At 56.1% G+C, this 19,463-nt stretch carries 14 protein-coding genes; 7 read left to right on the top strand and 7 right to left on the bottom strand.

Annotated elements, in window-relative coordinates; all coding sequences use genetic code 11:
* Window positions 1-13 precede the first annotated feature (13 nt).
* Both ptsP and GJU83_RS16955 read left to right on the top strand, forming a co-directional pair.
* Window positions 14-2,320 (top strand): phosphoenolpyruvate--protein phosphotransferase, encoded by a 2,307-nt coding sequence (gene ptsP / locus GJU83_RS16960; protein WP_153634776.1) that lies wholly within the window; start codon window positions 14-16, stop codon window positions 2,318-2,320.
* Between the two features lie 121 nt (window positions 2,321-2,441).
* Window positions 2,442-3,683 carry a patatin-like phospholipase family protein gene (locus GJU83_RS16955; protein ID WP_153634775.1) on the top strand — a complete coding sequence of 414 codons (1,242 nt, stop codon included), beginning with the start codon at window positions 2,442-2,444 and terminating at the stop codon, window positions 3,681-3,683.
* Window positions 3,684-3,739: 56 nt separating this feature from the next.
* Here the strand turns inward: GJU83_RS16955 and hslU are convergent, their stop codons facing one another.
* The 6 genes from hslU to GJU83_RS16925 form a co-directional block, all read right to left on the bottom strand.
* The gene (hslU, locus tag GJU83_RS16950; RefSeq protein ID WP_153634774.1) at window positions 3,740-5,068 is read right to left on the bottom strand and encodes an ATP-dependent protease ATPase subunit HslU; all 1,329 of its coding nucleotides are present in this window, start codon (window positions 5,066-5,068) and stop codon (window positions 3,740-3,742) included.
* Window positions 5,069-5,080: 12 nt separating this feature from the next.
* Window positions 5,081-5,611, bottom strand: coding sequence for an ATP-dependent protease subunit HslV (hslV, locus tag GJU83_RS16945; RefSeq protein WP_048497819.1), 531 nt, complete (start codon window positions 5,609-5,611; stop codon window positions 5,081-5,083).
* A 91-nt stretch (window positions 5,612-5,702) separates the two neighbouring features.
* On the bottom strand, window positions 5,703-6,341 hold the full coding sequence (locus tag GJU83_RS16940; protein ID WP_153634773.1) for an SPOR domain-containing protein: 639 nt from the start codon (window positions 6,339-6,341) through the stop codon (window positions 5,703-5,705).
* Between the two features lie 5 nt (window positions 6,342-6,346).
* A complete protein-coding gene (argS, locus tag GJU83_RS16935) occupies window positions 6,347-8,032 on the bottom strand; it encodes an arginine--tRNA ligase (RefSeq protein WP_153634772.1) in 1,686 nt (561 codons plus the stop codon).
* Window positions 8,033-8,186: 154 nt separating this feature from the next.
* Window positions 8,187-10,043, bottom strand: a complete 1,857-nt coding sequence (locus tag GJU83_RS16930; RefSeq protein ID WP_167516409.1) for an Ig-like domain-containing protein — start codon at window positions 10,041-10,043, stop codon at window positions 8,187-8,189.
* Window positions 10,044-10,280: 237 nt separating this feature from the next.
* The gene (locus GJU83_RS16925) at window positions 10,281-12,455 is read right to left on the bottom strand and encodes a primosomal protein N' (protein ID WP_153634770.1); all 2,175 of its coding nucleotides are present in this window, start codon (window positions 12,453-12,455) and stop codon (window positions 10,281-10,283) included.
* A 264-nt stretch (window positions 12,456-12,719) separates the two neighbouring features.
* On the opposite strand from GJU83_RS16925, the gene rpmE reads away from it, so the two are divergent.
* Together rpmE and GJU83_RS16915 are read left to right on the top strand one after the other, a co-directional pair.
* Window positions 12,720-12,941 (top strand): 50S ribosomal protein L31, encoded by a 222-nt coding sequence (gene rpmE, locus GJU83_RS16920; protein ID WP_064230272.1) that lies wholly within the window; start codon window positions 12,720-12,722, stop codon window positions 12,939-12,941.
* Between the two features lie 228 nt (window positions 12,942-13,169).
* Complete coding sequence (locus GJU83_RS16915) at window positions 13,170-14,435, top strand: malic enzyme-like NAD(P)-binding protein (RefSeq protein WP_069185147.1); 1,266 nt, start codon at window positions 13,170-13,172, stop codon at window positions 14,433-14,435.
* A 67-nt stretch (window positions 14,436-14,502) separates the two neighbouring features.
* Here the strand turns inward: GJU83_RS16915 and GJU83_RS16910 are convergent, their stop codons facing one another.
* Window positions 14,503-17,031: a penicillin-binding protein 1A gene (locus GJU83_RS16910; RefSeq protein ID WP_153634769.1), complete on the bottom strand. Its 2,529-nt coding sequence runs from the start codon at window positions 17,029-17,031 to the stop codon at window positions 14,503-14,505.
* Between the two features lie 195 nt (window positions 17,032-17,226).
* On the opposite strand from GJU83_RS16910, the gene GJU83_RS16905 reads away from it, so the two are divergent.
* The 3 genes from GJU83_RS16905 to GJU83_RS16895 are packed head-to-tail and all read left to right on the top strand — an operon-like array spanning window position 17,227 to window position 19,462.
* Window positions 17,227-18,288 (top strand): pilus assembly protein PilM, encoded by a 1,062-nt coding sequence (locus GJU83_RS16905; RefSeq protein WP_153634768.1) that lies wholly within the window; start codon window positions 17,227-17,229, stop codon window positions 18,286-18,288.
* Window positions 18,288-18,854, top strand: a complete 567-nt coding sequence (locus GJU83_RS16900; RefSeq protein WP_069185150.1) for a PilN domain-containing protein — start codon at window positions 18,288-18,290, stop codon at window positions 18,852-18,854. Before GJU83_RS16905 ends, GJU83_RS16900 begins: the two co-directional genes overlap by 1 nt.
* A complete protein-coding gene (locus GJU83_RS16895; RefSeq protein ID WP_069185151.1) occupies window positions 18,851-19,462 on the top strand; it encodes a type IV pilus inner membrane component PilO in 612 nt (203 codons plus the stop codon). Before GJU83_RS16900 ends, GJU83_RS16895 begins: the two co-directional genes overlap by 4 nt.
* Window position 19,463: the final 1 nt, after the last annotated feature.

Here is a 19,463-nt window from a genome sequence, read left to right as displayed (position 1 = left end):
GACTGACACCGCCATGCTGAGCATTCTGCGAAGTCTAGTACAAGAGGTAAACAGCGCCCGCGATCTGCAGGAGGCGCTGGATATCATTGTATCGAGGGTGCAGAAGGCCATGGGCACCGAGGTGTGTTCCGTTTACCTGTTGGATCCAGCCACCAACCGCTACATTCTGATGGCCACCGAAGGCCTGTACCGCAAGGCGGTTGGCCAGGTGAGCCTGGCCTATTCCGAGGGCCTCGTTGGCCTGGTTGGTTCCCGTGAGGAGCCGATCAATCTGGAAGACGCACCGTCTCATCCACGCTATCGCTATTTCCCGGAGACAGGGGAGGAGCGGTTTCGTTCTTTCCTCGGTGTTCCGATCATTCACCATCGCCGGGTATTGGGCGTTCTCGTTGTTCAGCAGCGGGAGAGTTCCCGGTGTTTTGATGAGGGTGAAGAGGCGTTCCTGGTAACCGTTTCCGCGCAGCTGGCAGGAGTTATCGCCCACAGTGAAGCCACCGGTGCCATCAGCGGTCTCTCCCTGACCGGTGAGGAGGCTCATGATGTCAGCTTCAATGGCGTTCCGGGTGCACCGGGGGTAGCCATCGGCAGTGGTGTTGTCGTTTATCCATCCGCGGACCTTGATGTGGTGCCTGAAAAGCCCACCGACGATATTGATCAGGAGCTGGCGCTTTTTGAAGCTTCGGTCAAAGCGGTCAGGGGGGATATTGAGCGGGTGGCAAAGCGTCTGGCTTCACAGCTACGTCCGGAAGAGCAGGCCCTGTTCGATGTCTACCTGAGAATGCTGGGTGACGATGCAATGCCCGGTGAGGTGGCAAACAAGATTCGGGAAGGTATCTGGGCCCAGGGTGCCCTGAAGCAGGTGGTTCAGCAATATATCCGTCACTTCGAGATGATGGATGATCATTATCTCCAGGAACGTGCTGTTGATATCCGGGATCTCGGCCGTCGCCTTCTGTCTCACCTGCAAGAAGGTGAACAGAAACACCTGAATTATCCTGAGCGCACAGTGCTGGTCAGCGAGGAGCTGACGCCTGCCATGCTTGGCGAGGTTCCGAAAGGGCAACTCGTCGGTCTGGTGTCGGTCAAAGGCTCCAGTAACTCCCATGTGGCTATCCTTGCCAGGGCCATGGGCGTTCCTACGGTTATGGGGCTGGTGGACATTCCGGTAAACCAGCTCGACGGCAAGGAACTGGTTGTCGACGGCTTTGAGGGCCAGATATTTGCCTCACCGTCTGCTGATCTCCGCTCCTATTATCAGGCGATCTGCGATGAAGAAGACGAGCTGATTCGGGGGCTTGAGGTACTCAAGGACAAGCCCTGTGAAACGACCGATCACCATCGGGTTTCACTTCTGGTGAACACCGGGCTGATGACCGACGTTGTCCGCTCACTTTCCCACGGCGCTGAGGGTATCGGTCTGTATCGGACTGAAGTGCCTTTCATGATCAAGGATCGGTTTCCCTCCGAGCAGGAGCAGCGGGAGTATTACCGTGAGCAGCTCGAGGCCTTCGCTCCCAGCCCGGTGACCATGCGCACGCTGGATATTGGCGGCGACAAGGCGCTGACTTATTTCCCCATCCAGGAGGAGAACCCGTTCCTCGGCTGGCGCGGGATACGGGTTACCCTGGACCATCCGGAAATCTTCCTGGTGCAGGTCCGGGCCATGCTCAAGGCCAGCGAGGGGCTGAACAATCTACAGATCATGCTGCCGATGATCTCGAATATCTCGGAAGTGGAGGAGTCCCTGCACCTTATATATCGGGTGTACCACGAGGTTCGCGAAGAAGGCTACGACATTCATATGCCCAAAGTGGGTGTGATGGTTGAGATCCCAGCTGCCGTTTACCAGATTCGGGAGCTGGCGGACCGGGTGGACTTCCTCTCGGTTGGCTCCAACGACCTGACCCAATATTTGCTCGCGGTGGATCGTAACAATCCGCGGGTAGCTCAGCTCTATCACTCGTATCACCCGGCGGTGCTTCAGGCGTTGGTCCGTATTGCCCAGGATGCGCATTCGGTCGGTAAACCAGTTGGCATCTGTGGCGAGTTGGCGGGTGATCCCGGTGGCGCGCTGCTGCTGATGGCCATGGGCTACGATTCCCTGTCCATGAACGCGGCCAGTCTGCCCAAGGTCAAGTCGGTGATTCGCAGTGTCAGTCGGGAGTGGGCCATCCAGTTGTTGGAAGATGTGCTATTGCTGGATTCGCCTCACGTTATCAAGAGCTGCGTTGATCTGGCGTTGAGGAATGCCGGTTTCGGCCGCTATCTGCGACCGGGGAAGTCGACGGCCATGGCGGTGTCGGAGGCCGCCGTCTCCTGATAAAGGGGCAGGCTTCAGCAATATAGGGTGTGTACTCTAAATACCGTTGTTATCTTGAGTACTGAAGTATCCGGCGGTCCACATAACGGGCCCGCATTCTTTATCCGTAAAAGGGAAGTCTATGAGCTCGCCAGCTGATCATAAACCCGCTCCCCGCATAGGGCTTGCCCTTGGTGGCGGTGGTCCTCTGGGCGGCATTTATGAAATCGGAGCGCTCCGGGCGCTGGATGAGGCGCTCGATGGTCTCGATTTCAACAACATCGATGTCTATGTCGGCGTTAACGGCGGCTCTTTTGTGGCGGCGAATCTCGCCAACCAGATGACCACGGCGCAACTTTGCCGGATTTTCGTGCGCAACGAGGCGGAAGTACACCCGTTCCATCCGGAAGTATTCTATCGCCCGGCTTTCCGGGAGATTGGCAGTCGATTGCTGGCAATTCCCGGGCTGGTTTCGACCGCAGTGAGTCGCTTCGTCAACAACCCCTACGATCAGAGTCTGCTGGAAGCCATGACCATCCTGGCCCAGGTAGCGCCGGCTGGATTGTTCGATAACGAAGGCCTGCATGAGTATCTCAAGCGGGCTTTCACCATGCTCGGGCGCACCAATGATTTCCGTCAGCTCAAGCGCAGCCTCTACATCGTGGCTGCCGATGTTGAGAGTACCGAAGCGGTCTGCTTTGGCGCTCCCGGTTTTGATCATGTGCCCATTTCCAAGGCTATTCAGGCCAGCACTGCCTCGCCGGGGTTATATGTGCCAGTGGAAATCGATGGGCGGTATTATGTGGACGGTACACTGCGCAAGGGTTTGCACGCCTCCGTGGCTTTTGAAGACGGTGCCGACCTGGTTTTCGCCGTGAATCCCCAGGTGCCGATCGATGCCAGTGCGGCGGTCCGGGCCGGTTCCATGAAGCCGGGCGAACTGACTCGCTCAGGTATGCCAAACCTCCTGTCTCAGACCTTCAGGACCATGGTGTACTCAAGGATGCAGTCCGGCATTGCCCAGTATGCCCGGGATTATCCCGACAAGGATATTCTGCTGTTTGAACCCACCCGAGACGACGCCAAGCTGTTCTTCTCCAACGTATTCAGCTTCCAGTCCCGCAGGATGGTGTGTGAGCACGCTTATCAGATGACACGAAGGGATCTTTTGAGTCGCGCAGACCAGTTGGAGCCCAAGCTGGCGAAATATGGCATCAAGCTTCGCCGGGATCGCCTTGAAGACGAGCAGAGGACCATCAGTACCAGTCTGTACGGCGAAATGCTGCCGCTGTATGTGGCCAAGGGCAGAAAGAAAAAATCGGAGAAGGGCCGGCTGGCAGCCGGTCTGGACAACGTGTCGCACCTCTTTTCGAAGGCGCAGTAATATTGAGGGGCTGCATAGGGGGCAGATGATCGTTTCATCTGACCCCGTATTCACACTTACAGGATATACCGGCTCAGATCCTCGTCTTCGGACAACTCTCCAAGCTTTTCATCCACGTATTCGGCGGTTACCTCGAAGCCATCGGTCACCTTGTCGCCGGCATCGAAGGACAATGTCTCCAGCAACCGCTCAAGGACGGTATGCAGCCGACGGGCACCGATGTTTTCTGTGCTCTCGTTTACCTTCCAGGCAACCTCGGCAATTCGGGCAATGGCATCTTCCCGGAAGGTCAGTTTCACACCTTCAGTCAGCATCAGCGCTTCGTACTGCTGCACCAGGGAGGCATCCGGTTCGGTCAGGATGCGCTTGAAGTCCTCGGGTGTCAGTGCCTGAAGTTCAACACGGATCGGCAAGCGGCCCTGCAGCTCCGGAATCAGATCCGAGGGCTTGGACAGATGGAACGCGCCGGAGGCGATAAACAGAATATGATCGGTGCGCACAGATCCATATTTCGTGCTCACGGTGCTGCCTTCGATCAGCGGTAGCAGATCGCGCTGAACGCCCTCGCGGGAGACATCTGACGAGGTGTTTTCGGACCGTTTGGCCACCTTGTCGATCTCATCCACGAACACGATGCCATTCTGTTCCACCGCCTGGATCGCTTTCTGTTTGATTTCTTCTTCGTTGACCAGCTTGGCAGCCTCTTCTTCTTTGGCCCGCTTCAGCGCGTCCGCAACCTTCATCTTTCGGGTCTTGCGCTTGTCGGAGGACAGGTTTGAGAACATGCTCTGCAGCTGATTAGTCATCTCCTCCATGCCTGGAGGTGCCATGATTTCCACCCCGGCGCTGGAGTTGCGCAGGTCGATCTCGATTTCCTTGTCATCCAGCTCGCCCTCGCGGAGTTTCTTACGGAATAGCTGGCGAGTGGAGGAATCAGAGGTGCGCTGGCTGTCTTCGCCGAAATCCCGGGGCGGCGGGATCAATGCGTCCAGAATACGCTCTTCCGCGGCATCCAGTGCCCGCTCCTCGTGGCGTTTCATCTCTGCTTCGCGCAGCATTTTGACAGCCATATCCGCTAGATCGCGGATAATGGATTCCACGTCGCGGCCGACGTAGCCGACTTCGGTGAATTTGGTGGCCTCCACTTTCAGAAACGGGGCATCGGCCAGTTTGGCGAGGCGCCGTGCAATCTCGGTTTTACCCACACCCGTGGGACCGATCATCAGGATGTTCTTGGGAGTGATCTCATCGCGCAGGCTGCTGTCCAGCTGCATCCGGCGCCAGCGATTTCTAAGGGCGATGGCCACCGCCCGCTTGGCTTCTTCCTGGCCCACGATGTGTTTGTTGAGCTCGTGGACAATCTCACGGGGAGTCATTGCAGACATGGTCGCTCCGGATCAGTCGTTTTTGGAGAGCACTTCAAGGGTGCGATTGTGGTTGGTGTAGATACAGATGTCGGCGGCGATATCCAGACCTTTTTCAACAATCTCGTGTGCTGACAGGTCGGTGTTTTCCAGCAGGGCCCGGGCTGAGGCCTGGGCAAAGGGACCGCCCGAACCGATGGCAATCAGTCCCTGCTCCGGCTCGATCACATCGCCGTTGCCGGTTATGATCAGTGAGGCGGTTTTGTCCGCAACGGCCAGCAGGGCCTCGAGCCTTCGCAACGCCCGGTCTGTTCGCCAGTCTTTCGCCAACTCCACAGCGGCTCGGGTCAGGTTGCCCTGATGCTTCTCAAGCTGGGCTTCAAAACGCTCAAAAAGGGTAAACGCATCGGCGGTGCCGCCCGCAAAACCGGCGATCACCTTGCCGTTGTATAGACGGCGTACCTTCCGGGCATTGCCTTTCATTACGGTGTTGCCCAGGGAAACCTGGCCGTCGCCACCCATGGCAACTTCGTCATCGCGCCTGACGGAAAGAATGGTAGTCATTTGGGCTCCAATTGCCTGATTGAAATTGGTATCCCGTTGTTATGGTGGCTTCTGGTGCGAATTCAAGGTGTTCGCACCAGGCCCGGACAGATCAGCCTTCCTTGGGAATCTTCCGGACCAGTGGCTGGATATTCAGAGAAACCAGTTTGTCGATAGCAGAATTCATCTGGCTTCGGGAGGTGAAGGGGCCAACATTGACGCGGTACCAGACGGAGCCATTGTCCAGGTCAATCCTCTGGGTGCTTGCCCGCAAACCCTGGAAAGCGATCTGCGCCCGCTGTCGTTCCGCGTCTTCCTTGCTGCGGAAGGAGCCGGATTGAAGCAGATAATTGAAATCTGTTTGCGTTGGTCCGGGCGTGTATTCTTCGACTTTGGGCGGCACAACCTCGGATTCCGGCAGCATTTCGTAGAAGCGGAACCCGGGTTTATCTTCTGCTTTCGCGGTCTCTGCAGGCGTTTTCGCCGGTTTCTGGGCCGGCTTTTCGATGACTGCCGGCTGCTGGGAATGCGGGCTCGTTGGCAAAGAGTTCAGGTAGACGATAAACCCGATAAAGCCGCCCACGGCTGCGAGGGAGAGTATCCACTTGAGTGACAGACCGCCGTGCTGGGAGCGGGCACTGGCCGCTGGCTTTGGCCGGGCGGCCTTCGGCTTTGCCTGTCTCGCGGGCTTTTTGCGCGAAGTGGCCGAGGCCTTGGAAGGTCTGTCCTTGCGGGCGTAATCTCGGGACATTCGTTTTACATCTCTTCCGGTGCGCTGACGCCCAGCAGGTCCAGACCGTTGGCGATGACCTGCCGGATGGCAAGGTAGAGGCTGACCCTGGCATCACGAACGGCGGTATCTTCAATCAATACCTTATGGGCGTTGTAATACGTGTGGAACTGGCCTGCCAGATCCCGCAGGTAGTGCGTCAGGTGGTGCGGCTCACGCTGCGCGGCGGAGTTGGCAATGAGTTCCGGATACTTGGCCAACTGGTTGGCCAGGTCCTTTTCCTCATCAAGGGTTAACAGTGAAAGGTCACCGATGCATTCGTTGCGGTCACGCTCCACGCCCTCCTCAGCCAGTTTTCGAAGCACGCTACAGATGCGCGCGTGGGCATACTGCACGTAATAAACCGGGTTCTCATTGGTCTGGGAGCGAGCCAGATCGATATCGAAGGTCAACTGGGAATCCACCCGACGCGCGGCCAGGAAGAACCGGGTTGCATCGCGGCCAACTTCATCAATCAGGTCCCGGACGGTCACGTAACTGCCAGCGCGTTTGGAGATTTTTACCTCCTGGCCTGAGCGGGTCACCATGACCATCTGGTGCAGTACGTAGTCCGGCCAGCCTTCCGGAATGCCGGCATTCAGCGCCTGCAAGCCGGCGCGAACGCGGGTAACGGTAGAGTGGTGGTCGGCACCTTGTTCGTTGATAACGGTGGTAAAACCCCGTTGCCACTTGTCCAGGTGATAGGCAACATCCGGCAGGAAGTAGGTGTAGCCACCGTCCTTCTTGCGCATGACCCGGTCTTTGTCATCGCCAAACTCGGTGGTTTTCAGCCACATGGCACCATCCTGCTCATAGGTGTAGCCGTTTTCCTGCAGCCGCTTGACCGTGGCTTCAACCTTGCCGTCCTCATACAGGGAGGACTCCAGGAAATAGACATCAAACTGAACGCCAAAGGCTTTCAGATCCAAATCCTGCTCCCGGCGCAGGTAGGCGACGGCGAATTCGCGGATGGCATCGCGGTCTTCCGGGTCTGCCTTGGCGGTTACTTCCCGGTCGTCCGCGGTAACGGTGTCGCCCGCAAGGTAGGCCTTGGCAACATCAACGATATAATCGCCCCGGTAGCCATCCGCCGGCCAGCTCTCGTCGTCCGGCGTCAGACCTTTTGCCCGCGACTGAACAGAGAGCGCCAGGTTATCAATCTGGGCGCCAGCGTCGTTGTAATAGAACTCCCGGGTTACATCGTACCCGTTGGCTTCCAGCAGCCGGCAGAGGCAGTCGCCAATCGCCGCGCCACGGCCGTGACCAACGTGGAGGGGGCCGGTGGGATTGGCGGAAACAAACTCCACCTGAACTTTTTCGCCCTGGCCCTGATTGTTGCGGCCGAAGCGTTCGCCCTCATCCAGTATGGTGTTGACCACTTCAAAAGCACTGGCAGTGCTCATAAAGAAGTTGATGAAACCGGGCCCGGCAATTTCCACTTTCTCCACCGCTTTGCTCTGCGGCAGTTTCCCGACAAGCGCCTCCGCAAGTTTGCGAGGCGGGCAACCGGCGGCTTTTGAAGCAACCAGGGCAATGTTACAGGCATAGTCGCCATGGGACTTGTCCTTGGTATTGCCAACCTGTGGAGTGAAGGAGTGGTCCGCAGGCAGGGTGCCATCGGCTTGGAGTGCTGCCAGCGCGGACTGGAGCAGATTGGAAACGGTCTCTTTCATGCTGTCAGATGACTCGGTCTACAGAAGAATTGGGTTCGGGGCAGGAGGCCCTTTGAAAACAGAAGGCGGCTATTATCGCGGAAAGGTAGCCTATTCTCAAACCAAAGAGCCCGGGGTTTTTGGTCCCCGGGCTCTTTTCTCTAGGTCTTGGCTTTTAATTCGGATCTGAGCAAATGGCTGCAGAGCCGTATTTGCTTTCGATTCCTCCGGGAGGCGAAGCTTCAATGTTATTCAGGTCAGAAGCAGAGCACGACAGCGTGAATTCTGCGGTTCCCTGGCTCTCGGATCCTTCGACCTCTACTGTAGCCGTCAAGCGGAAGTCAGCCCAAGAACAGTTACTTTGTGGGTATAGCAGGGAGAACATTGCCGAGCCATCATCGCCTGTCGTCAGCGTTGCGGGAGCAAAGGTCGCATCGTTGGACGGCTCGAGCTTCTGGTTGTTGTTCTGGTCTTCGTTCTGGTCAAGAATCCCGTTCAGGTTGACGTCCTCTGCATCGCAGGTTGCTGAGCGATTGGGAACCCACTGGTCTGGCTCCCCATCTCCATCGATATCTGTGGCAACGTAAACCCCTTTACCATAAGAGATCGGTAGTAGCTTCAGCTCGACATTAACACCACTAACGGGTGCGCCGTTCACGTCGGTTACGAAAGCAACCCATTCCCGATCATAACGAACACTGTCCGGCTCAATGATTTCATTCCCGGTGCCTAGAGTGATGCGCAAGGCTTGCCCGCCAACGGTCAGTGAGATGGTTGAAGATGGCTGAGTTCCAGCGCTCGTCTGAGCTTGGATAACTACGCCGTCGCTGGCTGTTCCGCTGTTCCCAGCCTGGTAAGTAACGGTCGCTCGGCCGAGGGAGTCCGTGGTCGCCTGGGACTCTAAAAGCTGCCCATTACTTTCATCTGTCACGATGCTGAACGTAACAGGCTGGCCTTTCACAAGGTTATTTTGTGCGTCTCGTAGAACCGCTGTGACCTCAGTTTCCTGTTGTGGGTTCAGTTGAGTGTCGTTTGCCTGAATGATAAGGCTGGTCGGGTTGGTTGCAACGAACTCGATCTGTCGGGTCGCCGTCAATCCGTCAGCGGTGGTGGCGGAGATGATGGACGGTCCGGCGGTGGAAGAGCTGATGTCAACAGAAGCTTCGCCGTTGGCAGTTGAAACCTGTGTGGCGCTCAGCGTGCCACGGGTCGCGGAGAAGGTAATGGTCTCGCCGTTTACTGGGGCGCCGCCGGAGGTCAGAACAACTGTTACTGTCTCAGGAGTGTTCAGGTTAACCGTTTCAATCTGAGTAGGGTCTGGGTCGTTAAACAGGAAGCTGTCCTGGTCGACCTGTACGTCAATAGAGGCTTGTACCGTGCTGCTTCCGCTGTACGCGGACACCGTAATCGTGTCGGTACCGCCGGTGTTGGCTGTAAAGCCCAGCGATACAGTGCCGGTTGCACTGGTAGTCTGAGAGGCGCTGGTCAGCGTATTTGAACCGCTGCTTGAAACACTGACAGTTTCCCCGCTTATGCCGTTGCCATTCGAATCGGTCAGTCGAACGGTGTAACTTGCAGTGGCTCCAATTGAGACTGCGGTGGGCCCGGAAATGGAAATGCCCGTACCGGTCGCCTGAACAGATACAGTATCGGACTGACCTCCTGCCGTGGCGGTTACTGAAATGGTACGGTTCTGGGGATTGCTTGAGTTGGTCAATATTGCCTGGGCGTTGCCGTTAGGGTCAGTTACCGCATTTACAACCTGAAGTGCCGCGCCGCTGGTGCTGAATGTAACTGGAACTTCTGGCAACAGGATGCCGTTGCTATCCTGGACAGTTGCCGTCAGTGTGACCTGAGAGTTGGCAGCAGTGCCAATCTGAGGCGAATCGGAAAGTAGATTGATCGAGCCGGCAGTAACCTGTCCTCCGTCATCATCCCCGCCACCGTTGTTGTTACCAGGTCCCGCAAGAGGTGAGGAACCGCTGTCGCCGCCACAGGCAACGAGCAAAAGAGACAGAAGGCTGGCTGCCATGGTTAAGCCAAATTTCCCCGACATTGTTATCTCCACTTTCCGTAAGTGTCGTTTATCTTGGTCTCGCCCGAGTCCCTTTAGAGTTCAGGGAGCCTGATAAGACAAAATGCTAGTTCGCTGAAATCATAGCACATCGAAATTTATCGTCGCTCAAGGTTACGCCATTTTGTGAAAAACTTTGTAACGATTTTATGTTCGTGGCAGTAGCTCACATTTCTGAGGGCGAGATGAGCTTCTTTACCCGGTTTCCTGCGGATCAACATCAATCATCCATTTTGTGCCGGCAGGTAGCTTTCTCTGGTCAAGCTCCTGGCAGATTCCGGTTAACAATTGATTCAGTTTTTTCCTGTTTCGGGCGTTGAGGACAAGCTGAGCCCGGTGCTTGTCGGCACGCCGGGCAATCATGGCGGGCAGTGGTCCCCAGGTTTCGATGCCTGCAGCGTTGGTGAGGGGCTTTATTGTGTCCAGTACCTGAAGGCTCTTCTCCATGGTATCGGCTTCTGCTCTGAAGATAGCCATAGCCCGGAACGGCGGAAACTGACCTTCTTCGCGCTCTTTCAGGAGTTGGTCGGCGATATCGAGATATCGGCCTTCGCAAAGCGTCCGCAGTAAGGGGTGGTCGCTGTGGCAGGTTTGTACCAGGACTTTGCCGGGTTTTGTGCCGCGGCCGGCGCGGCCGCTGACTTGCAAAAGGGTCTGGATAAGCTGTTCGGGTGCGCGAAAATCCACGCTGAAAAGTCCGCCGTCGGCGTTGACCACGACCACGAGTGTGACGTTCGGGAAGTCGTGTCCTTTGGCCAGCATCTGGGTACCGACGAGCACGCAGGGTTTACCGCTGTTCACCTGCTTCAGAATGCCCTGAATGCTGCCTTTGCGCTGAGTGCTGTCGCGATCCACCCGTACCACAGGAGTGTCCGGGAAAGCGCTGGCGAGTATGTCTTCGGTCCTTTCTGTGCCCTGGCCGACAGGTTTGAAGGCATCGCTGTGGCATTTCGGGCAGTGTTCTGTGGCAGCCATTTGGTAGTCGCAGTGGTGGCACCGCATGGCCCGGTCCCGGCGGTGGTAGGTCAGGCGGGTATCGCACCGGGGGCACTCGACCATGTGGCCGCAGTCGAAGCACATCATCACCGGGGCAAAGCCCCGTCGATTGACAAAGACCAGCGCCTGCTCGCCTTTTGTAAGGGTCTGCTCTATGGCGGTCAGGGCGGGCCGGGACAGGCCGCCCTCCAGGGGGCGGCTGCGAATGTCCAGCAGACTGATGTCGGGTGGAGCTGCATTGCCGGCCCGTTCCTCAAGCCTCACCAGATGATATTTGGCCTGCTCCGCGTTATGCACGGATTCCAGTGACGGAGTCGCCGATCCGAGGATGATGGGGCAGTTGTTCTGGTGGGCTCGATAGACTGCCAGGTCGCGACCGGAATAACGGAAACCTTCACCCTGTTTGTACGAACTGTCATGCTCCTCATCGACAATGATTGTGCGCAGATTAGTGAAGGGCAGCAAAACCGCCGATCGGGTGCCTACCAGGATAACCGGCTCACCGTTGCGGACTTTCAGCCAGGTTGTCAGGCGCTCACCGTCGTTGAGGGCCGAGTGCCATACGACAATTCGGCTGCCGAAGTAGTGTTGGAATCGAGCAACCGTTTGCGGGGTAAGATTGATCTCCGGAACCAGCACCAGGGCCTGGTCCCGGGCGTTGAGGTGTTCCTTTAAATAGTGCAGGTAGATCTCGGTTTTTCCGCTGCCGGTGATGCCGTATAAGAGTGAGACGCCAAACCCTTCATCGGGAACAGCCAGCTCTTCTGCGGCTAAAGCCTGGGCCGCGGATAGTTCGGGTCTTCGAGCATCAAGCTCAGAATCTTGTTCAAGTGAATTCGGCCGGGGCGGCAAAATCGGCTCAATCAGCTGCTTCTCGCGTAGTGCATTGAGTTGCGCCCGGGAGAAACCGGCCTGCAGGATATCCTTTGTCGGGGCACCCCTCGGGTGTTGGCGTAGCCAATCGAAAAGCGCCTTCTGTTTATGGGCTTTTGCGGGCAAGGTCGCAGTATGGTCACGTGTATGCCACCACTGCTCCGTTTTCTCTTCGGCGATTCGCCCCCGCCTGAGGGCGGGGGGCAGGGCGGTGAACAGGCATTCGCCCAAGGGGTGCTGATAATAGTCGCTCGCCCAGCTGAGAAGTTTGAACGTTTCTTGCGGTAATGCCGGCCACTCCTCGATTGCCGAGGACAGCGGCTTGAGCTTTATGCCAGGGGGCGGTTCAACCCCCACCTCTACAACCAGGCCCGTTGCCTGCTGTCGGCCAAAGGGGATTCGCACTCTCTGGCCCGGCGTCAACTCAAGGTCTTCTGGAATAATGTAATCAAAGAGTCGACGCAGAGGACGATTCAGGGCGATGCGTGCAATCAATGGCACTGAGTGCTCCACTGGATGAGAGGTGTCACGGTTTTTCCTTATCCTGTTTCAGTCGGCGCTCAGCCGCGAAATCCGGAATGGGCGGGTCCGGAAGTCAGGGTGGTGCTTGCCTGCGACACTAATTGCAAGTAAGATTCGCGGTCTGTTTCCGGCTGGGCATGATTGTGCCCCGTCTTCTCAATTGATTCAAACGTGCGGTGCCTGGCGCCTGGGTAATCAAGATGCCCCGCGATCAGGTAGCGGCATGACCTAACGAGGTTCACCATGAAAGAAGGTATCCACCCCAAGTACGAAGAGATTACCGCCACCTGTTCCTGCGGTAACACGTTCAAGACTCGCTCTACCTACACCCATGATCTGCAGCTGGACGTATGTTCCCAGTGCCACCCGTTCTACACTGGCAAGCAGAAAGTTATGGATACCGGTGGTCGTATCGACCGTTTCCAGAAGCGTTTCGGTGGCCGCATCGGCGGCAAAAAAGACTGATCGCACTGGATGTAAGAGAAAGCGCCTTCGGGCGCTTTTTTGTGCCCGAAGATCATACTGTATCGATTGTATACATACGCAATTAGCACTATTGACTGTTCACAAAATGTTCATGGGCCACTTGTCGTTTCGGGTCTGGCGGGCCATAATGGCGCGCTCCGCTGGATGGGGAGGTTCCCTGGCTCCGGCGGTTCATTACCTTTAAACGTGACAAACGGAACAGTGGCAATGTCTCAAGATCTGAAAGAAGCAGCCCTTGAATATCACGCCAAGCCGCGGCCTGGTAAGCTGAGTGTTGAAATCACCAAGCCAACCAAAACTTCCCGCGACCTTTCCCTGGCGTATAGCCCCGGGGTTGCCGAACCGGTCCGCGAGATCGCAAAGGACCCGGAGAACGCATACAAGTACACCGCCAAGGGCAACCTGGTGGCTGTTATCTCCGACGGTTCTGCGATTCTTGGTCTGGGTAACCTGGGTCCGCTGGCAAGCAAGCCGGTTATGGAAGGCAAGGGCGTACTGTTCAAGCGCTTTGCCGGAATTGATGTTTTCGATATTGAGGTCAATTCCGAAAGCCCGCAGGCGTTTATTGAAACAGTTGAGCGGATTGCAGACACCTTTGGTGGCATCAATCTGGAAGACATCAAGGCGCCTGAGTGTTTCGAGGTCGAGCGCGCGCTCATCGAGAAGTGCAACGTGCCGATCTTCCACGATGATCAACATGGTACTGCTATCGTAACTGCAGCCGGCATGATCAATGCCCTGGAGCTGCAGGGTAAAAAAATTGAAGAGGCGAAAGTGGTGTGCCTGGGTGCTGGTGCCGCCGCTATTGCCTGCATGAAGCTGCTGATCAGCTGCGGTATTCGCTCTGAGAACATCTTCATGCTCGACCGCAAGGGTGTGATCCACTCTGGTCGTGATGATCTGAATCAGTACAAGGCGATGTTCGCCAACGACACTGACAGGCGTACTCTTGATGATGCTATTGATGGTGCTGATGTATTCCTTGGCCTGTCTGGCCCGGATCTGCTGACTGCCGACCAGCTCAAGAAAATGGCTCCGAAGCCTATCGTGTTTGCCTGCTCCAACCCTGATCCGGAAATCAGTCCGGAAGTTGCCCTGGCGACCCGCGATGATCTGATCATGGCTACAGGCCGGTCCGATTATCCGAACCAGGTTAACAACGTATTGGGCTTCCCGTTCATTTTCCGTGGCGCGTTGGACGTTCGTGCAACTGCCATTAATGAGGAGATGAAGGTGGCGGCTGTCAATGCGATTCGTGAGCTGGCAAAAGAGCCGGTGCCTCAGGAAATCTGTGAGGCCTATGGTGTGGATAGCTTTGAGTTCGGAAAAGAGTACATCATTCCCAAGCCGATGGATGTACGCTTGCTTGAAGTGGTGCCCGCAGCCGTTGCTCGCGCTGCTGTAGATTCCGGGGTTGCCCGCAATGCCTACCCTGCGCACTACCCGCTCAAATCCATGGACGACATCATCTGATCTGTTCCTATGGATAATAGAAAAACCGGCGGTGATCCCGCCGGTTTTTTTCTGCCCGCTTCGCGTATCAGAAGATTCTGCGTGACAGATCGTCTTCCTCAGAACCTCCGTTCCGATCACCGTCGGTGTCTGACGTCAGTGGAGGTGGTGCGTCCTCTTCCCGGAAGACCTCAAAGACACCGTCCTCGCCAGGTCTGGCGCGCTGCCCAGTCTCGGGATTGATGCGGATATTTACGATCCCGTTCGGGCGGGGCATAAAGGAAGAGGGCGCCCCTTCGAGTGCAACTTCCATGTAGTCCAGCCAGATCGGTAGCGCGGTGCTGGCGCCGAATTCACGTCTGCCAAGCGGTGCCGGTTGGTCGAATCCAACCCAGGTTGTCGTCGCGATATCGTGATTGAAGCCGGCGAACCAGGTGTCCTTCTGCTCGTTGGTGGTGCCGGTCTTGCCGGCGATGTCGTCCCGGCCCAGGGCCAGCGCACGCCGGCCAGTACCGCGGCGAATTACATCCTGCATCATCGAGTGCAGAATGAAGACGGCGCGCTCGTCCGCCAGTCTGGGCATCACGCGAATCTCCGGCGGCTCTTCGTTGCCTTGCGATGCATTTGCCGGCGTAGCGGCGTCGCTTTCGTCCGTTTCCGGGATCGCTTGTTCTGCAACCTCATTGCAGTTTTCATCGCACAGGATGGTTTTCGGGGCCTGGTAGATGATCTCGCCGCTGAAGTCGCTGATCGTCTCGATCAGGTAGGGTTCGACGTCATAACCGCCGTTGGCAATTACAGCCATGCCTCTGGCCAGTTCCATTGGCGTCAACTGGCCGCTGCCGAGCGACAATGACAGGTTGTCGGGCATGTTTTCGGTAGAGATTTCCAGTTGTGCGAGGTAATTGAGCGTTTTTTCAATGCCCAAGTCTCGCAGGAGTCTGATAGAAACCAGGTTTCGTGAGCGATAGAGCGCTTCGCGAAGCCGGGTCGGGCCATAAAACTGTCCAGAGGAGTTCTGCGGCCGCCATGCGGTCTCCAGTTCGGAGTCGTCGAACACGATCGGCGCATCGTTATAAATAGTGGCCGGCGTCATGCCGCTTTCAAGAGCGCTCAGGTAGAGGAACGGCTTGAAAGTCGAGCCCGGTTGCCTGCGCGCCTGAATGGCCCGGTTGTATTTGCTTTGACCGAAGCTGTAGCCCCCTGCCAGTGCCTGTATGGCACCGGTTTTGGCTTCCAGTGAAATCAGTGCGCCTTCTACCCTCGGGATCTGGGCAAGTGCCACGGTCGCAGCAGTCGGCTGCTCCGGATCGTCAGCCTGCGGACTGCTCTCGTCGGCATCAGCTTCTGAGGAAGCCTGGACTGGCTCCTGAGCGCGCACATAGACCACGTCGCCAGGCGAAACAACATCTGAAGGTTTCTCGGGTTCTGGTCCGGTCAGATTTTCGGTTTTGTAGCGCCTCGCCCAGGTCATGGTTTCGAACGGCATAACGGCGGGGCCGACGACACGTGCGTAAACACGTACTTCGCCCGATTCGTCGTCAACCTCCTCGACGATTGCCGGCAGCAAGGACTCGACTCTGGGGTAATTCAGGATGATGTCGGATAATTCGCTCGTGGCGAGAATGTCCTCGTCGATCTGCCCGATGGGACCGCGAAAACCGTGGCGTCGATCATAGGCTTCCAGGCCGTTCCTGAGCGCTTCGGTGGCAACCTGTTGATTTTCGCCGTCAACCGTCAGAGTGACGGTATAGCCATCGGTGTAGGCGTCTTCGCCAAACCGCCGAACCATTTCAGATCGTGCCATTTCAGCAACATAGTCGGCGTCGACTTCCGTTTCCGTGCTGTTATAGCTGGCGGTGATGGGGGCCGAAACGGCAAGTTCATGGGCATCCGGAGTGATGTATCCCAGATCTCTCATGCGCCCGAGGATCCAGTTGCGGCGAATCATCGCACGGTCCGGGTTGGCCAGCGGGTTGAAAGCCGAGGGCGCCTTGGGTAGGCCGGCCAGCATAGCCATCTGGGCCAGCGACAGTTCGGATACCGGCTTGTTGTAATAAACCTGTGCAGCGGCAGCTATGCCATAGGCCCGATTGCCCAGATAGATCTTGTTCAGGTAGAGCTCGAGAATGCGGTTTTTGTCCAGTTCACGTTCAATCTGAAGAGCCAGAAGTATCTCGTTGAACTTCCGGATAAAGGTTCTGTCCCGTGACAAAAAGTAATTTTTTGCAACCTGCATTGTGATGGTGCTGCCCCCGGACTGGATCTCGCCGGTTGAGACCAGTTCGATGGCAGCCCGCGCCAGGCCTTTGATGTCGACCCCAAAGTGCTCATAAAAACGCGCGTCTTCAGCGGCCATAAAGGCTTGTAACTGAATTGTTGGGATCTGTTCGATTGTGATGGGTGCCCTTCTCTTTTCACCGAATTCTGCTATTAATCTGTTGTCTTTGCTATAGACCCGTAATGGCGTCTGCAGCTTGATGTCCAGAAGCTGGTGTACCGGCGGAAGGCCGGGGCGAAGGTAAAGATAAAAGCCTGAGGTTACGATAACGGCGACACTCAGTCCGGTAAGAAACAACCAGGCAAAAAGGCGAGATGTGCGCAACAAATGAGACATTTTTTTCTGACAACTGTTGGATATAGGTCTATCATTTGAGAAATTGCTTTAGGAAGGAAGAGTCGCTTCACCGTCGCAATGGTTCTCAATTAAAGAAGAACAGGCATTGTAGACGGAATGGTGAAGAAATTCTCTTAAATAAAAAACACATAAGTTACGTAACCGGGTGCATCTAACCAGGTATAGGGTGAGCGCGTGTTTGGATTAGGAAAGAAATCCAGTGCAGTGCTGGGCGTGGATATAAGCTCCAGCTCGGTCAAACTTCTGGAGCTGTCGAAGCAGGGCGACCGGTATAAGGTCGAGAGCTACGCGGTTGAGCCATTGCCGGCCAATGCCGTGGTGGAAAAGAACATTACCGACGTGGAAGCCGTGGGCGAAGTGATGAAGCGCGTGGCTTCCAAGTCCCGTTCCGGCGTCAAGCAGGTTGCCGTGGCGGTATCAGGTTCGGCGGTAATCACCAAGGTCATCCAGATGGATGGTGGCCTCAACGAATTCGAGATGGAAGATCAGATTGCCCTCGAGGCCGATCAGTATATTCCATACCCGCTGGATGAAGTGGCCATCGATTTTGAGGTTCAGGGACCTTCCGAAAGTAACCCCGACCAGGTAGATGTGCTTCTGGCGGCATGCCGAAAGGAAAATGTCGACATTCGGGAAGATGCACTCGAGATTGCTTCACTCACCACCAAGGTGGTTGATGTTGAGGCCTATGCCCTTGAGCGCGCCTACGCTTTGATCGAGCCGCAGCTGGACTCTCAGGGCGAAGAATTGGTGGTGGCGATTGTTGATATCGGCGCCACGATGACCACGCTGAGCGTTTTGGCCAGCGGCAAAACCGTTTACACCCGCGAACAGATTTTTGGTGGCAAGCAACTGACCGAGGAAATTCAGCGTCGCTATGGTCTGTCTCTGGAGGAAGCTGGCCTTGCCAAGAAACAGGGCGGACTGCCCGATGACTACGAATCCGAAGTTCTGACCCCGTTTCGCGAAGCCGTGGTGCAGCAAGTGGCCCGAGCGCTTCAGTTCTTCTTTGGTGCCAGTCAGTACAATGCTGTCGACTATGTGGTTTTGGCAGGTGGTACTGCCTCGATTCAGGGCCTGACGGAAATGGTCGAAGAAAAAACGGGTACGCCGACTTTGGTCGCGAATCCTTTTGCAGACATGGCGGTTGGGTCTCGGGTCAACGCATCGGCACTGAGTAACGATGCGCCGTCTCTGATGATTGCCTGCGGCCTGGCAATGAGGAGCTTCGACTGATGGCAAAGATTAACCTTCGACCGTGGCGCGAGGAACTTCGTGCGGAGAAACAGAAACAGTTTGTGGTCATGATTCTTGGCGCCGCAATCATTGCGGGCGGGCTGGTGTTCCTCTGGAAGACCGATATGGATAGCCGTATTGCTTATCAGCAATCACGGAATGCTTATCTGGAAACGGCGACGAAAAATCTGGATCAGCAGATCAAGGAAATTGAGGATCTCAAACGTAAGAGGGATGAGTTGCTTGCGCGCATGCAGGTTATTCAGGATCTTCAGGGTAAGAGGCCCGTCATTGTCCGCGTGTTTGATGAGTTGGTCAGAACTTTGCCTGATGGCCTTTTCTACACTGATCTCAAGCGCACTGGAGACCAGATTGACATCGTAGGGATGTCTGAGTCCAACAGCCGGGTATCTACACTGATGCGTCAGTTCGAAGAGTCGGACTGGTTCACGGATCCTGATTTGTCCAACGTGTCGGCTGCCGAGAGTCGTCGGGCGGGTTACAGTCAATTCAATCTTTCAGTTCAACAAAAAACTCCTGAGCCCGAGGGGGAGGATAGCCAATGAGCCTCGCCGACTCACTTAAAAGCCTGAATGAATTCGATATAAACGATCTTGACGTCAATAATGCCGGTATCTGGCCAGCTCCAATTAAGGCCATTGTGGTTTTGATCGTCTTTGCTCTTATTGGCGGCGGGGGCTATTGGTTTTTCGTTAAAGATCAGTATGTTCAGCTCGAACGCGTAGAGAAAACCGAGCAGGATCTCAGAAAAAAATATGAAGAGAAGGCCTATCAGGTGGCAAACCTGGAGGTGTTCAAAGCACAGATGGCGGAAATGGAAGAAACTTTCGGTGCTTTGGTGCGGCAGTTACCGAGCGAAACAGAAGTGCCTGGGCTGTTGGAAGACATAACCAACACCGCTCTGGGGAATGGCCTTGCTCTGCAGGAAGTGGCTCTTCAGCCAGAGCAGCGCAGGGACTTCTATTCCGAGTTGCCAATCAACATCCGGGTTTCCGGCTCTTATCATGAGCTGGCATCTTTCGTCAGCAGTGTTGCGAGCCTGCCTCGGATTGTGACGCTGCACGACTTGACCATAAAACCAACTGGCGGAGACGGAGAACGACTTGATATGCAGGTTGTGGCTCGTACATACCGCTACCGGGCTGGAGAATGAG

This window comes from Marinobacter salsuginis, assembly GCF_009617755.1.
GTDB classification, from domain to species: Bacteria; Pseudomonadota; Gammaproteobacteria; order Pseudomonadales; family Oleiphilaceae; genus Marinobacter; species Marinobacter salsuginis.
This window is presented reverse-complemented; position numbering and strand designations above follow the sequence as displayed.

Coding starts and splice junctions, on each gene's coding strand:
- ptsP (WP_153634776.1), top strand. CDS start 14: ATGCTGAGCATTCTGCGAAGTCTAGTACAAGAGGTAAACAGCGCCCGC.
- GJU83_RS16955 (WP_153634775.1), top strand. CDS start 2,442: ATGAGCTCGCCAGCTGATCATAAACCCGCTCCCCGCATAGGGCTTGCC.
- hslU (WP_153634774.1), bottom strand. CDS start 5,068: ATGTCTGCAATGACTCCCCGTGAGATTGTCCACGAGCTCAACAAACAC.
- hslV (WP_048497819.1), bottom strand. CDS start 5,611: ATGACTACCATTCTTTCCGTCAGGCGCGATGACGAAGTTGCCATGGGT.
- GJU83_RS16940 (WP_153634773.1), bottom strand. CDS start 6,341: ATGTCCCGAGATTACGCCCGCAAGGACAGACCTTCCAAGGCCTCGGCC.
- argS (WP_153634772.1), bottom strand. CDS start 8,032: ATGAAAGAGACCGTTTCCAATCTGCTCCAGTCCGCGCTGGCAGCACTC.
- GJU83_RS16930 (WP_167516409.1), bottom strand. CDS start 10,043: ATGGCAGCCAGCCTTCTGTCTCTTTTGCTCGTTGCCTGTGGCGGCGAC.
- rpmE (WP_064230272.1), top strand. CDS start 12,720: ATGAAAGAAGGTATCCACCCCAAGTACGAAGAGATTACCGCCACCTGT.
- GJU83_RS16915 (WP_069185147.1), top strand. CDS start 13,170: ATGTCTCAAGATCTGAAAGAAGCAGCCCTTGAATATCACGCCAAGCCG.
- GJU83_RS16910 (WP_153634769.1), bottom strand. CDS start 17,031: ATGTCTCATTTGTTGCGCACATCTCGCCTTTTTGCCTGGTTGTTTCTT.
- GJU83_RS16900 (WP_069185150.1), top strand. CDS start 18,288: ATGGCAAAGATTAACCTTCGACCGTGGCGCGAGGAACTTCGTGCGGAG.
- GJU83_RS16895 (WP_069185151.1), top strand. CDS start 18,851: ATGAGCCTCGCCGACTCACTTAAAAGCCTGAATGAATTCGATATAAAC.